Here is a 12,801-nt window from a genome sequence, read left to right on the forward strand (position 1 = left end):
TTTTGAACGAGGGCTTCACTGATCCGGATAGTGCCACCGCCGCACCGGCCCCGGAACAAAGGCATTGGTGCGCGCGATGTACTCGCGGTATGCGGGGCGACGCTCGCCGATGTCAGCCTCGAGCATGCGCACGCCCGAGACCTTGAGCAGCAGCCACGTCATGAGCAGCGGCGACACCACGCTCCACGCGCCGCTCCACCCTGCCCCGCCCATGGCCATCAGCCAGATACCCCACCAGACACAGGCCTCACCGAAGTAGTTTGGGTGCCGCGTGTAGCGCCATAGGCCGCGGTCCATCACCTGGCCCGCATTCTTCGGGTCGGACCTGAAGCGCGCCATCTGCGCATCGCCGATGGCCTCGAAGAAGATGCCGAACAGCGCCAGTGCCGCGCCCACTGCGTCGAACACTCCCAGCGGCCGCGCCGCCGCCATGCCCGGCAGAAACGGCGCGGAGACGATCCACGCCAGCACCGCCTGCAACGCGAACACGAGATACAGGCTCCTGAAGCCGAAGTTCGGCTGATTGCGCGCGCGAATCGCCTGGTAGCGCCGGTCTTCGCCGTGGCCCCAGTTGCGCCAGGTGATGTACAGGCACAGCCGCACCGCCCATGCCGCGCCGAGCACGGCCATCCACAACCCGCGCACCGTCTGCACCGGCAGCAGCGCGAAATACACGAGACCCGCGCCCACGATGAAGACCGGCCACATGCGATCGACAAGGCTGGCGTCGTGGCGCACGAGGCTCGCCACCCACGTCAGCAGCGCCAGCGATGCGGTCCATGCCAGGCCCGCCAGCGCTACCTCTGCCACGCCGCTCATGCCCTGCGCTCGAACAGATAGTGGCTCACCCACCAACGCTGCCCATGGTCGAAGCCGAACAGCTCCGCCACCGACATGAAGAACAGCCGCCAGCGCGTCCACCACACATTGGCCTCGGCGCCGTACGTGGCCTGGAACAGCGGACGCAGCGCGTCGCGGCGATCGTCCATGTTGCGCAACCAGGCCTCGGCCGTGCGCTGGTAATGACTGCCCTCCCACCGCCAGCGGCGCAGCAGCCGCAAGTCGTCCTGGCAGTGCAGCGCCAAGTCGTCGCTGGGCATCATGCCGCCGGAGAAAAAATACTTGCTCATCCAATCGCTCGGGTCGCGCACCTCGAAAGGGTACGGCGCCTCACGATGGGCAAACACATGCATGAAGAAGCGCCCCCCGGGCTTGAGCCAACGCGCCACGTTGGCAAACGCCTGCGGCCAGTTGCGCAGGTGCTCGAACATCTCGACGGACACCACCCGGTCGAATCGTTCGTCGGTGTCGAAGACGTTGATGTCGCGCGTCAGCACGCGCACATTGCCCAGCCCCCGCTGCGCCGCCTGCGTCTCGATGTACTCGCGCTGCGAATTCGAGTTAGACAACGCCGTGATCCGGCTGCCCGGATAGCGCTCGGCCATCCACAGCGTGAGGGAACCCCAGCCACAGCCCAGTTCCAGCACGTCTTGCCCGTTGCCCAGGCCGGCGCGCTCGCAGGTGGCGGCCAGCGCGGCGGACTCCGCATCTTCCAGCGTGCGGGTGCCTTCGGGCCAGTAGCAGCTGCTGTACTTGCGGTGATTGCCCAGCACCTCAGCGAAGAAGGCGGCGGGGACTTCGTAGTGCTGTTCGTTGGCTTTCTCGGGCAGGGGTGCCAGGTTCTCAGCGGCCATACGGGCGACGAAGTCTTGCGTCAGATCGGCCACGGCCAGGGCGTTGCCGGCGTGCAGTTCGGCGAGCCGGTCTTTCAGCAGACGGCGGATGCCCTGGCGGACGACAGTGTCGGGCACCAGGCCCTTTTCGACCCAGCGGATGGCGAATGCGATGTCCTGCGGCATGTGCGGTTTCCTCGTTGGGGGCACTTCGGAGTGTGTGCCGTAGATGCGTGTACGCGGCTGGATGGGTTTTGGATGAGGCTTTGCCAATTGTGGGCGTCAGTACCAAGAACGGTCGTTTGAGATCAGGCTCCGCCCCCGCTTCAGGCTCGTCGCTGTTGTTCGATAGGGTGTGTGCGGACGGGTACTATCGGCGATCAGCAGTCCTTCGAAGCCGCGGGCAGAGTTCGGCCACGTGACCCTGGCATGCTTGCGCCCATGCGAATCAGCGACAACTTGAAGACTTGGGCCAAGCGAATCAAACGCGACGGCGTGACGCTTTGGTTTGCAGGCAAAAATCCTCGAACGCCTTGGTACGCGAAGGCGTTGGGTGTTTTTGTGGTGACCTATGCGCTGAGTCCCATTGACCTGATTCCAGACTTTATCCCCGTGCTGGGCTACGTCGATGACGTTCTGCTACTTCCCGTCTTAATCTGGCTGACCATCAGGCTGCTGCCGCCTGAAGTCCTCGCAGAATGTCGCAGCCAGGCAGACGAGTGGATGCGGACGAAAGGCTCGAAGCCAAGCAGCCGGGCCGGCGCCCTCCTCGTCGCGGTCCTGTGGCTGGCCGTGGGCGCAGCAGTATGGTTTTGGCTTAAACCGCATCTATACGTTCTTGAATGACGGCTTCGGAGAAAAACGTACGGCCGTGTTGGGCCCGAAGCGGCCGTACGCTGAACTCCGAAACAGACGTTCAAGTTTCAGGTCTCATCGGTTTGGCCTGAACACAAGCACGCTTGCCAAGAGGGCCAAAGCGGCCGTGACACCGAATCCCTGGGCAAAGGTGATTGCGTCCGAGTACCACCGCCAACTCTGGATTCCGCACTCGAGACAGGCACCAAATCGAGGCAGGAGGAAAAAGGCCCGAAGCGTTGCGACGAGCACGGCGCCACCCACAATTCCTGCTGCGGCGATAGAGAAGACAGCCGCCCAAGTCGTGCGCTTTCTGAACCGCCAGAGCATGACGAAAGTGACTGGAATCAATAGGGTTCCGAACGGGAGAACTCCAAAAAGGAGGAAGTCTTGTATCGACGTGCCAGTCATAATTCGCAAGCAACAGGCGTTGGATTCGACGGTCGGGAGTTGGCCGGATGGCGGCGTCAGCCGCTCGACGTATCAGTGAACGGTAGTTTGATCGCGTGGGCTGCGAGCACTGTTTTGTAGTGGTTCAGAAGGCTCTCAAGATGATCTGCAACATCGGCGAGATCTGCAGCAGCCTCCTCGTCGAGGAGATGGGCACTGCGTTGGACGCGACGAACTGACTGCCGAAGACCGTGAAGCGTATCGCCTTGAACCAAGCAGCCGGGAAAGTGGCGGTCCGGGTGGCGTAGAACTGCGGCGTTGCTCGTATCGGAATAGATTTCGACCTGCTCTTTTCTCATGATCTAGTGTGTTCCGGGAAGGTCGGCTTCTGACCGACCTCGGTCCGTCAGCATTCTCCACGTTGAACCGCGAGCGCAATGCCATATGCTGCCTGCTCCGCTTGGCCCTTGCCAGGGTAGTCATCCGCAACCACCTCAATAGCTTCGACTTCGAGGCTGCCGCCGGTCTCTGCGTTCGCTCGTGCCACGCCCGCTAGGACCTCCGACACATGGTCAGACAGGTCGAACTTGATAGCACTGTCCTTGCCCAGCGATACCAAACGAGTCACCGTCGGACCACGCGCCGGCATTTTTCCGAAGCCAATCGAGACGAGCACGGCCGTTGGGCCTGTGATGTGCTGGGCACGGTAAAAAACGACGCGGCTGACTTGCATTGGCGCTTTAGTGTGAATGACGGGTTCTGGCCGAATTCTGTCCGCGGTTGCAGGTCCCGGTTGTTCAATTCTGGTAGAGGGTCGCCCAAGTCTCGGTGAAGGTGTCCAGGCCCAGCCGCCGTTCGTGAGGGTCTGCATTCTTGAAGAGGCCGGAACCGACTCCGAAATCCTGCACAGCGTCCCGAAAGCCGCCGGAAAGGCCAACCGGGATGCCCCAAGCGCGATGCTTCCACACCGAGAAGGGACTGTCCAGGAGCTTCGCAATGGTGGTCATCGCAGCACGCAGTTCGACTCGGCGAGCACCAGCGGAGGACGCAGCGAACGCGACGACGAGAATGGAGCTGAATTGAGGTGAGTGGTCCTGCTTGCAGGGCGGCGCGCAAAGGAGGTGCATGTAGAAATCCGGAGCCTCGAGGTTCTTCTCGCACACGTTCCAAGAAGGCGCCCAGACTTCGGTTCCAACGAAATTCCAAGTCTCTGCGTCGGGGCTGCTCGTAGGTGAACCGTGAGTCCAACTGGCGTGTGACTTTTGGTCCCACCCCATTCGACCGAACGCCACCGACCGGTGCTGTTTTCCAAGGCCCATCGTCTGGCTCGAACGGACAAACGGTTTTCCTCGAGGAGAGCCCACAAAGGGGGACAGTAGCGGCGCAATCTCTCGCCACACCGACCATGCCCATGGCAACACGCCAGGTGCGCCGAGCACGACATAAACTTCGTATTCCTTGGCGTGGTACGAAATGGGATTCTCCGTATTCGATAGAGGGTGGTTGCTCTTCGGCGCAAATTCTGCCTCGCCGTCGAACGACCGTACATGGACGCCCCCAAATATGCCAGGCATTCAGTTGATGATGACTTGAAGGTTCGATTGCACCCGTACATTCGGACTTTCGCTGCGGCTTTTCGCCGCTGTCCCTGATGGGGTTTGCTGGTCGGCTCCTCTATCGGTTGTCCGCACTCCGAGTGCCCCGGACGTTTTGGGCTTCGCCAACCACGGTCTAACCTGTTTTGCCATCACTGCGTGATTGCCTGAGCAATCGGTGGTTCAGTCTCCTGCCTTCTGTGTTGATGGGTTGGGTCGGCTACGCAGCGAGCTGCGGCGGCACGTAGTTAGGTCGGAACTCCCGCCCATGGGCTAGCAGTGCCCAGACCGTTCGCACGTTCTTGTTGGCCAGTGCCACAGCAGCCACGTTCGGATGTCGTCGGTTCAGCAGGCTCGCCAGCCACACGTTGGTGTTCACGGCCTTGCGCTGCGCCGCAACAATGGCCGAGCGCGCGCCGTGAATGAGCAAGGTGCGCAGGTACACGTCCCCGCGCTTGCTGATGCCCAGGAGCGTTGGCTTGCCTCCGCTCGAATTCTGCCTCGGCACGAGGCCGAGCCAAGCCGAGAGCTGCCGGCCGTTGTCGAAGCTGTTCGCATCCGCGATGGAGGCCACCAGAGCACTGGCTCCCAGCGGTCCGATGCCGGGAATCTTCTCGAGCCGGAGGCTGAGCTCGCTGCTGCGATGCCAGACCTTGATTTGGTCCTCGAACTCGTCGACCAGCTTGTCCAATTCCTTGAGGTGCTCGGTTAGGCGAGCGATGAGTCGGCGGAACGTTCCGGGCAGCTGGTTGCTCGCGTCTTCAAGCAGCTCGGGGACTTGCTTGGCGACGTGGCAGATGCCCTTCGGGATGACCAGGCCGAACTCGCCCAGGAGGCTGCGAATCTGGTTCGCCTGCGCCGTGCGGGCGATGACAACGCCTTGGCGCGCGCGATGCAGCGACAGCACGGCTTGCTGCTCGACGCTCTTCACCGGCACGAATCGCATGTTGGGTCTGGTGACGGCCTCGCAGATGGCTTCCGCATCAGCCACGTCGTTCTTGTTGCTCTTCACATACGGCTTGACGAACTGTGGCGACATCAAGCGAACCGTGTGGCCGAAGCCCTGCAGGGTTCGCGCCCAGTGGTGGGCGCTGCCGCACGCCTCCATGCCGATGAGACACCGAGGCAAGTTCACGAAGAATGCCGTCATTTGGTCGCGCCGCAGTTGCTTGCGCAACGCGACCTTGCCATGCTCATCCACTGCGTGAACCTGGAACACGTTCTTTGCCAGGTCAATGCCAACAGTCGTAATCTTCATGGTGGACGCCCCTTTCAGTTCAAGTGGTTGCTGACACTTCCACTGTGGCACATCGATGCCGGTACGGGTGGGGGCGTCCATCCCATTGGTTGTGGCCGCGTCCCGACCTATTCGCTTTGCTACCATTTCAAAGGCTCATCATCAACGTCAGTTGTGATCTGAGCGTCGAGTGCCCTTGAAATCGAGGCGATCCGCAGCCGAAGCTCTTTGTCCGGATTCTCGAACCCGGACTGATACTCCATGACCAACTTGCCTCGAGCAAAGCGAAGAAACGGATGCCATTGCATTCCGCTGTAAATCTCTGAGTCTGCATCGCCAACTGGGAGATGAATCTGTTCACCGGTCTCAGGGTTGATGGCGGCATACGGCTTGGCGCGAAGCCGTAGGTCCGGCTCGTTGGCGACGAGCTTCCCCCATTCCTCCAGGGAAATGGCATTGGCGCGGCCGAGCCGCTCGACAAACAGGCTGATTCCCAAAACTCCTCCTCGTGAGCCGCATGCAGCGGGTGGCCGCTTTGGACGCGATTGTGCAGCGCCGTTGAACGACCGCAGTTGGCCGGATTGCGTCAAGCCAAGCCCCCTATGCCGCACTGCGGGCCAGCAATCCAAGCTCTCTTAAATGCTCCACTGCACGACTGGCAACCCGCTCTTTGTACTTGAAGTCGCCCGAGCGGGAGCGCCATCGAACTCGACTGCCGTCGTGGAGGTGAAATGTCAGTTGGTGCCGCCGCGACATAAAGGCCCACTTCAGCCCATAGATCCCGGCAAGCCCAAGCAGACCGACCCGGATGGTCGTACCTGGCTCAAGGCTGTCCCAATAAACCCCCAAGTAGTAGAAGATGCCAACTAGTAGAAGCAGCACCAGTACGCCCGCCACGATTCGCGTTGCCGCCAAGCCGCTCTCGTATTCCACTCTGGAAATGCTGGATGCAGGCACTACCTCAATTCTGTACGGACTCTTTATCGAAAGTTGCTTGCGAACGACCCTCAAGCCGTCGGAACCAATGCTCACCACCTGGCCGATGTAGTACGCATAGTCTTCAGGCAGTGCAAAGATGGCGAAGGTTTGCTCTTCCTCGAGTCGTTTTCTTTCGCTTTCCATGATCTCCTTGCGTTGTGAACGAAGCTGCGCTTGCCTAGCCACGATTAGCGAGCTTCAATACTTTGGACTTCCTAGCGATTGATTGTTGACGCGCCTTCAGTTGGTGTGCACGCGCTTTCATTGCCGCGATACCAATCTGTTCGACTAGTGTTGTGAGCATGCTGCGAAGGTCTGCTTTCCGGCGATCTAGGTAAGGTCGCTGTACGACATTCATGCCCGACTGGAGCCTCGCGCACGGCCCTCGCAACAAGGCCCGAAGCCGACGGACATGGTTCATGGCGATCTTTTCATTGCGCACCGCCCTCGCCTGCGGCAGCACGCAACGACTGAATCGTAGCCTCGGCCGTTTCGACGCGCCGCTGCAGTTCTTCATTAACCAGCCGCACCAGAGCGCCGAGTTCGGCGCGCGTCGGATAGACCTCTTCCGTATCGCTCACCCTCTGCGGAACGATGAGCTTTTCAAGACACGCATAGGCGCGATGCACAGCGTGAAAGCTGTCGATGTCATCGCACGCCTGCAGCACAAGCGCTTCAACGCTGGCAGTTTCAGAAGATTCGGGAAACGAAGAGACGAGCGCAGAAGCGCGAGCAGATGCAGCCATGAATGGCCTCCAAGGGTTTCGGTTTGCTGAAACCGACACCCCCGAGTCCAAGCGGAGGCGGCGGCTCGACGGGTTGGACTACCGGGAAACCACTTGCGTGAAACCGGCCGGGCTTGCGCCCGCCCATCGAGCCGCCAAAACTGGAAGCACGAACGACGAAGCCGCAGACCCTGCGGGGTGACTGCGGCTTGCGTCGCAGTGATTTCAACGGGAGTCCAAGCCCGATCACGCCTCTTTTTGACGTGACCGGCGCAGTATAGCCACGGGTAACGGCATGCCCCTACGCCCCTGGGGTTTCAGCACAACTCGATGGTCTGCCGCAGCAACCCTGCTTGCTCGGCACTCGGCCCGACGAAGATCTCGACTTCATCCGCCTCGAACAGAGGCTGCAGGTCCGGCCCGAGGTAGCGCAACTCGGCCGCCGGCAGTTCCAGGTTCACCAAGCCGGCTTCGCCCGGCATCAATCGCAGCTTCGCGTAGCCCTTGAGTTCCAGCAACGGCCGGGTGACACGGCTCCGCTTGCCGCGAACGAACAGGAAGACAGTTTCTTCAGCCTCACGCGCACCAACGTTGCGCAGCCTGACGCTGATCTTCAGCGCGTCCTGCTCGCGCACGCGTCGCGGCTCTACCTGAAGCTCGTCGTAGACAAACCGGCCGAAGGTCAAGCCGTGGCCGAAGGCATATAGCGGCGAATTTTCGACGTCCTGGTACCTGCTCGTGAAGTAGTCGGCGGGATTCATCGGCCGTCCGGTGGGACGCTGGCCGAAGTAGATCGGCAGCTGCCCGACGGCGCGCGGCCAGCTCATCGGCGTACGGCCACTTGGCGTTACCTGGCCCGTGACCACGTCGGCAATCGCATGGCCGGCTTCGATGCCGAGGAACCACGCAGCCAGCAGCGCATCGGCGTGTTCGGCCAGCCAGGGGACGACGAGCGGGCGGCCCGAGAACAAGATTGCGACGACAGGAATGCCGAGCGCGTGTGCACGTGCCATCACCGCTTCGGCCAGCGCCTGTTGTAGCCCGGGCAGCGCGGGCGTGGCGCGGCTCGCGGCCTCGCCACTCATGGTGGCACGCTCGCCCAGGCACAGCAGGACGGCGTCGACGCCATCGCACAGCAGGGCGGCCGCTTCGATGCCGCTGTCGTCATCACTCTCGATGGCGACGCCGGGTGCATGGCGTATGTCGGTCTGCGGCAGCGCGGCACGCAAGCCGGCAAGCACGCTCGCGGCCGGCTCGTGTTCGCCGGCACCCCACCACGGGCCTTTCATCTCGGTGCTTGCGTCGGCCAGCGGGCCGATGACACACAGTGCCTTCGCCGCAGCAGGCAAAGGCAGGGTGTCCCGCTCGTTCTTCAGCATGACGATGGCCTTGCGCGCGGCGTCGCGCGCCACCGCGTGCCGCTCGGCGACAACCGCCACGAGTTCGGGTGTCGCGCCGCGGCGGTAGGGGTCGTCGAACAGGCCGAGCTGCTCCTTGAGCCGCAGCACGCGGCGCACGCTCGCGTCGATCTCTTCGATCGTCACCCGTCCCTGCGCGAGCGCGATGGGCAGACCCTTGCGATACGCGTCGGCCATCATGTCGATGTCGACGCCGGCCTTCAGCGCCAGCACCGCGGCATCGACGAGATCGGCGGCGACGCCGTGCTTGATCAGTTCCGCGATCGCGTTGTAGTCGCTGACGATGACGCCGTCCCAGCCCATCTCGCCGCGCAGCCAGTCGCGCAGCAAGGGGATGTGCGCAGTCATCGGCACGCCGTTGAGATCGGTGAAGGCGGGCATCAGCGTCGCAACGCCGGCGCGCACCGCTGCTGCGAAGCCCGGCAGATGCACCTCGTGCAAGGTGCGCTCGGAGATGTCCACGGCGGCGTACTCCCGCCCCGCGGTGACTGCGCCGTATGCGACGAAATGCTTCGCGCAGGCGGCCAGCGAATCGGCCGATGACAGGTCTGCCCCCTGGAAGCCGCGCACCTTGGCCTGCGCGATGCGTGCGTTAAGCCAAGGGTCTTCGCCGGGTCCTTCCGCGGTACGGCCCCAGCGGGGATCGCGCGATACATCGAGCATCGGCGCAAAAGTCATCGCCAGGCCGTCGGCAGCGCCTTCGCGTGCAGCCTCTCGCGCCGTGCGCTCCCAGAGGACTTCGTCGAAGGTGCCGGCCTCCGCAAGCGGGATCGGAAAGAGCGTGCGATGGCCATGAATGATGTCCAGGCCGATCAGCAGCGGAATGCCGAGCCGTGACTTCTCGACGGCCAATCGCTGCATCTCGTGCGTGTGACCGGCGCCGACCATGTTCAACAGATTGCCGACGGTGCCGTCGATGATCGACTGCGTGGAGTCTCCCGCGAGCACCGGCCCGGTGACCGTGTAGCCGGAGGCAGTCATCGTCAGTTGACCCAGCTTTTCGGCTAGCGTCATCCGGGCCATGAGAGTATCGATGCGACTCATCAGGGATTTCGAATAGAACCCAGGGGGCCTAATGATGGCATGCTGCGGGCGAAGAGCCCTCAGCCGCGTGGCGTCGCCGATGATTCGGTGAAACCAAACGTGACACCCGGGACAACAACGAAAGGAACCGTTCGTGTTGATGGATGACAGGAACCCGAGGGCACTGGCAGCCCTGCCCGATGAAGCCTTGATCGATGCCGTGCAGCGGCAGACCTTCCGCTATTTCTGGGACGGTGCGGATGCCGACAGCGGCCTGGCGCTCGACCGCCGCACGCTCGTCAGCGCCACGGGCGAAGACCTGCCCGATGACAGGGTCGCGATCGGCGGCACGGGCTTCGGCATCATGGCCTTGATCGTCGCGGTGGAGCGCGGCTGGGTCACGCGGGACGCAGCGCTGGAGCGCCTGGGGCGCATGCGGGACGCCCTCTTTCGCGCCAGGCGATACCACGGTGCCTTCCCCCACTTCATGGACGCAGCGAGCGGCGCGACGATCCCGATGAGCCCCAAGGACGACGCGGGCGATCTGGTCGAGACCTCGTTCCTCTGCATGGGCCTGCTCTGTGCGCGCCAGTATTTCAGCGAAGACACGGCCGCGGCGCGCCGGTTGCGCAGCGACATCGACACGCTGTGGCACGACGTCGAATGGAACTGGTTCACCCAGGGCGGACGGGACGTGTTGTATTGGCACTGGAGCCCGAACCACGGCTGGGCGATGAACCACGAAGTGCGCGGCTGGAACGAGTGCCTCATCACCTACCTGCTGGCGGCGGCCGCGCCGCGCCATGCGATCGATCCGCGGGTGTACCACCGCGGCTTCGCGGCGGGGGCCGGTTTCCTCAACGGCCGGTCGTACTACGGCATCGAGATACCGCTGGGCATGCCATACGGCGGCCCGCTGTTCTTCACGCACTACTCGTTCTGTGGCCTCGATCCGCACGGCCTGAAGGATCGCTACGCCGACTACTGGGACCTCAACTGCCGCCACCTGCAGATCAACCGTGCGCACTGCATCGCCAATCCTCATGGCCATCCGGGCTACGGCGAATCGTGCTGGGGCCTGACCGCCAGCGACGACCCCGACGGCTACCTCGCGCACGCCCCGGACATCGACAACGGCACCATTTCGCCGACGGCTGCGCTGGCCAGCCTGCCGTATGCGCCCACCGAGGTGATGCAGGTTCTGCGGCATTTCCTCACCGTGCATGGCACGCGCCTGTGGAAGGACTACGGCTTCATCGATGCGTTCTGCGAACGGCGCGGTTGGTTCGCAGAGACATATCTCGCCATCGACCAGGGCCCGATCGTCGTGATGATGGAGAACCATCGCACGGGCCTTCTGTGGAAACTGTTCATGAGCGTGCCCGAAGTGCAGGCCGGGCTGCGCGCCCTGGACTTCAGCAGCCCGCACCTCGAGTCGCCTGCACCGTGACCTTCAGCGTGGCGAGCCAGCAAGACCCGGCTTTCGAGTCATGGCTCGAAAGACAGCTGTCCCATTCGGCGAGCGCGATGCTGCCCTGCATCTCGCCGGTGTCGATCGTCAAGCATCGCCCCGGCTTCGGTCAGACCATACGGCCGGTCGCCGGCGCCATCATTGCCTCGCCCGTACTCGGCAACTACGACCCGGACCCGGACTACTTCTTTCATTGGTTCCGGGACTCTGCTGTCGTCATCGATGCACTGCGCCTGCTCTACGTCGACCGACGCATCGGCGACGAAGCCCTGCAGCATCTGCGCGATTTCACCCGCTTCAGCCTTGCCGTGAACGGGCTCGACGGCCGCGCGGTTGCCGCGGAGCAAGGCCGCAGAGCGCGTGTGGCCCCCGAACTCCTGCAGTTTCTGCGCGAAGACCATGACCTCGGGAGCGTCCACGGTGATGCCGTCGTCGCCGAAACGAGAGTGAACCCCGACGGTACGCTCGACGTCCTCCGATGGGCGCGCCCCCAGCACGACGGGCCGCCATTGCGCGCGCTGGCGCTGCTGCGCTGGGCGGCCGGAGGGCACCTCGACGCGGCCCTGCTGGCGGAGGTCACGCCGCTGATTCGCTTCGACATCGACTTCACGCTGCGTCACTGGCGCGAGCCGTCGTACGACATCTGGGAGGAAGAGCTCGGCCGCCACTACTACACACTGCGCGTCGCAGGGGCCGCGCTGGCCGAAGGCGCGGCATGGCTGGAGGGCCTGGGCGACGCGGCGCTGGCGCAGCGCTGCCGGGAGGAGTCGCGGGCCGTGCAGCGCCTGCTCGACGACTACTGGGTGGACGAACGAGACGAACAGCCAGACGACCGCGACTCGACGCGCGGCTACTACCGTTCACGCGTGCTGGTGGACGGCCAGCCCAGTGCGAAGGCGCTGGACATCGCGGTGATCCTGTCGGCAATCCATAGCCTCGGCACCGAGGCTGCGCATGGACCGGCCGATCCGCGCATGCAGGCCACGCTGGAGCGACTCGATGCGCTGTTCGATGCGGCCTATCCGATCAACCACGGCCGTGCCACAGGCCGTGGCGCGGCGATGGGTCGGTACGCTGGCGACGCGTACTACTCGGGCGGTGCGTACTTTTTCTCGACACTCGGCGCCGCCGAGTTCTGTTTCCGCGCCGCGGCGATGGGCGGCGATGCACGCCATTGGAACCAGTGGATGGGGCGCGGCGACGCCTACCTCGCCACCGTGCGCGCGTACACGCCGGCCGGTGGTGATCTGTCGGAACAGTTCGACCAGCGCAGCGGCGCGCAGACCTCGGCGAAGCAACTGGCATGGAGCCACGCCGCCTTCATTTCGTGTGTCTCGGCGCGCCGCATCGCGGCCGCCGCTTGCCAGGTGCCGCGGTAGCGATGAGCGCGAGGCCTGAGAACCGTGTCGAGCCGGCTGCAAGAGCCGGTGTCTTCC

At 63.5% G+C, this 12,801-nt stretch carries 13 protein-coding genes; 3 read left to right on the top strand and 10 right to left on the bottom strand.

Annotated features, from left to right (window positions below; translation table 11 throughout):
* Positions 1-15: 15 nt before the first annotated feature.
* Together ACTG4X_RS24675 and ACTG4X_RS24680 are read right to left on the bottom strand one after the other, a co-directional pair.
* Positions 16-819 carry a DUF1295 domain-containing protein gene (locus ACTG4X_RS24675; RefSeq protein ID WP_440532141.1) on the bottom strand — a complete coding sequence of 268 codons (804 nt, stop codon included), beginning with the start codon at positions 817-819 and terminating at the stop codon, positions 16-18.
* Positions 816-1,859, bottom strand: a complete 1,044-nt coding sequence (locus ACTG4X_RS24680) for an SAM-dependent methyltransferase (protein ID WP_440532142.1) — start codon at positions 1,857-1,859, stop codon at positions 816-818. Before ACTG4X_RS24680 ends, ACTG4X_RS24675 begins: the two co-directional genes overlap by 4 nt.
* A gap of 255 nt (positions 1,860-2,114) precedes the next feature.
* Between ACTG4X_RS24680 and ACTG4X_RS24685 the strand changes: the two genes are divergently transcribed.
* Positions 2,115-2,519, top strand: coding sequence for a YkvA family protein (locus tag ACTG4X_RS24685; protein WP_440532143.1), 405 nt, complete (start codon positions 2,115-2,117; stop codon positions 2,517-2,519).
* A 476-nt stretch (positions 2,520-2,995) separates the two neighbouring features.
* Here ACTG4X_RS24685 and ACTG4X_RS24690 read toward each other — a convergent pair whose 3' ends face one another.
* The 8 genes from ACTG4X_RS24690 to ACTG4X_RS24725 all read right to left on the bottom strand — a co-directional run bounded on the left by ACTG4X_RS24690 (position 2,996) and on the right by ACTG4X_RS24725 (position 9,885).
* A complete protein-coding gene (locus tag ACTG4X_RS24690; RefSeq protein ID WP_164547973.1) occupies positions 2,996-3,277 on the bottom strand; it encodes a DUF6959 family protein in 282 nt (93 codons plus the stop codon).
* Positions 3,278-3,324: 47 nt separating this feature from the next.
* Positions 3,325-3,651 carry a hypothetical protein gene (locus tag ACTG4X_RS24695; RefSeq protein WP_440532144.1) on the bottom strand — a complete coding sequence of 109 codons (327 nt, stop codon included), beginning with the start codon at positions 3,649-3,651 and terminating at the stop codon, positions 3,325-3,327.
* Between the two features lie 64 nt (positions 3,652-3,715).
* Positions 3,716-4,492, bottom strand: a complete 777-nt coding sequence (locus ACTG4X_RS24700) for a hypothetical protein (RefSeq protein ID WP_440532145.1) — start codon at positions 4,490-4,492, stop codon at positions 3,716-3,718.
* Between the two features lie 241 nt (positions 4,493-4,733).
* Positions 4,734-5,771, bottom strand: a complete 1,038-nt coding sequence (locus tag ACTG4X_RS24705) for an IS110 family transposase (RefSeq protein WP_097197991.1) — start codon at positions 5,769-5,771, stop codon at positions 4,734-4,736.
* A gap of 119 nt (positions 5,772-5,890) precedes the next feature.
* On the bottom strand, positions 5,891-6,247 hold the full coding sequence (locus ACTG4X_RS24710) for a hypothetical protein (RefSeq protein WP_093058438.1): 357 nt from the start codon (positions 6,245-6,247) through the stop codon (positions 5,891-5,893).
* Between the two features lie 103 nt (positions 6,248-6,350).
* Positions 6,351-6,872 carry a hypothetical protein gene (locus ACTG4X_RS24715; RefSeq protein WP_093058439.1) on the bottom strand — a complete coding sequence of 174 codons (522 nt, stop codon included), beginning with the start codon at positions 6,870-6,872 and terminating at the stop codon, positions 6,351-6,353.
* A 287-nt stretch (positions 6,873-7,159) separates the two neighbouring features.
* On the bottom strand, positions 7,160-7,474 hold the full coding sequence (locus tag ACTG4X_RS24720; RefSeq protein ID WP_440532146.1) for a hypothetical protein: 315 nt from the start codon (positions 7,472-7,474) through the stop codon (positions 7,160-7,162).
* Positions 7,475-7,770: 296 nt separating this feature from the next.
* Positions 7,771-9,885: a glycoside hydrolase family 3 N-terminal domain-containing protein gene (locus ACTG4X_RS24725; RefSeq protein ID WP_440532147.1), complete on the bottom strand. Its 2,115-nt coding sequence runs from the start codon at positions 9,883-9,885 to the stop codon at positions 7,771-7,773.
* Positions 9,886-10,054: 169 nt separating this feature from the next.
* On the opposite strand from ACTG4X_RS24725, the gene ACTG4X_RS24730 reads away from it, so the two are divergent.
* A complete protein-coding gene (locus tag ACTG4X_RS24730) occupies positions 10,055-11,344 on the top strand; it encodes a glucoamylase family protein (protein ID WP_440532148.1) in 1,290 nt (429 codons plus the stop codon).
* Positions 11,341-12,744: a glycoside hydrolase family 15 protein gene (locus ACTG4X_RS24735; protein ID WP_440532149.1), complete on the top strand. Its 1,404-nt coding sequence runs from the start codon at positions 11,341-11,343 to the stop codon at positions 12,742-12,744. Before ACTG4X_RS24730 ends, ACTG4X_RS24735 begins: the two co-directional genes overlap by 4 nt.
* The last annotated feature ends 57 nt before the right edge of the window (positions 12,745-12,801 follow it).

Origin of the sequence: Variovorax sp. YR566, from assembly GCF_051992195.1 — a bacterium.
In the GTDB taxonomy this organism is placed as follows: domain Bacteria; phylum Pseudomonadota; class Gammaproteobacteria; order Burkholderiales; family Burkholderiaceae_C; genus Variovorax.

Bases quoted from the DNA above. Each gene is read 5' to 3' on its own strand.
- ACTG4X_RS24725 (WP_440532147.1), bottom strand. From the start codon at position 9,885: ATGACGCTAGCCGAAAAGCTGGGTCAACTGACGATGACTGCCTCCGGC.
- ACTG4X_RS24715 (WP_093058439.1), bottom strand. From the start codon at position 6,872: ATGGAAAGCGAAAGAAAACGACTCGAGGAAGAGCAAACCTTCGCCATC.
- ACTG4X_RS24680 (WP_440532142.1), bottom strand. From the start codon at position 1,859: ATGCCGCAGGACATCGCATTCGCCATCCGCTGGGTCGAAAAGGGCCTG.
- ACTG4X_RS24705 (WP_097197991.1), bottom strand. From the start codon at position 5,771: ATGAAGATTACGACTGTTGGCATTGACCTGGCAAAGAACGTGTTCCAG.
- ACTG4X_RS24700 (WP_440532145.1), bottom strand. From the start codon at position 4,492: ATGCCTGGCATATTTGGGGGCGTCCATGTACGGTCGTTCGACGGCGAG.
- ACTG4X_RS24690 (WP_164547973.1), bottom strand. From the start codon at position 3,277: ATGAGAAAAGAGCAGGTCGAAATCTATTCCGATACGAGCAACGCCGCA.
- ACTG4X_RS24685 (WP_440532143.1), top strand. From the start codon at position 2,115: ATGCGAATCAGCGACAACTTGAAGACTTGGGCCAAGCGAATCAAACGC.
- ACTG4X_RS24730 (WP_440532148.1), top strand. From the start codon at position 10,055: ATGGATGACAGGAACCCGAGGGCACTGGCAGCCCTGCCCGATGAAGCC.
- ACTG4X_RS24675 (WP_440532141.1), bottom strand. From the start codon at position 819: ATGAGCGGCGTGGCAGAGGTAGCGCTGGCGGGCCTGGCATGGACCGCA.
- ACTG4X_RS24720 (WP_440532146.1), bottom strand. From the start codon at position 7,474: ATGGCTGCATCTGCTCGCGCTTCTGCGCTCGTCTCTTCGTTTCCCGAA.
- ACTG4X_RS24695 (WP_440532144.1), bottom strand. From the start codon at position 3,651: ATGCAAGTCAGCCGCGTCGTTTTTTACCGTGCCCAGCACATCACAGGC.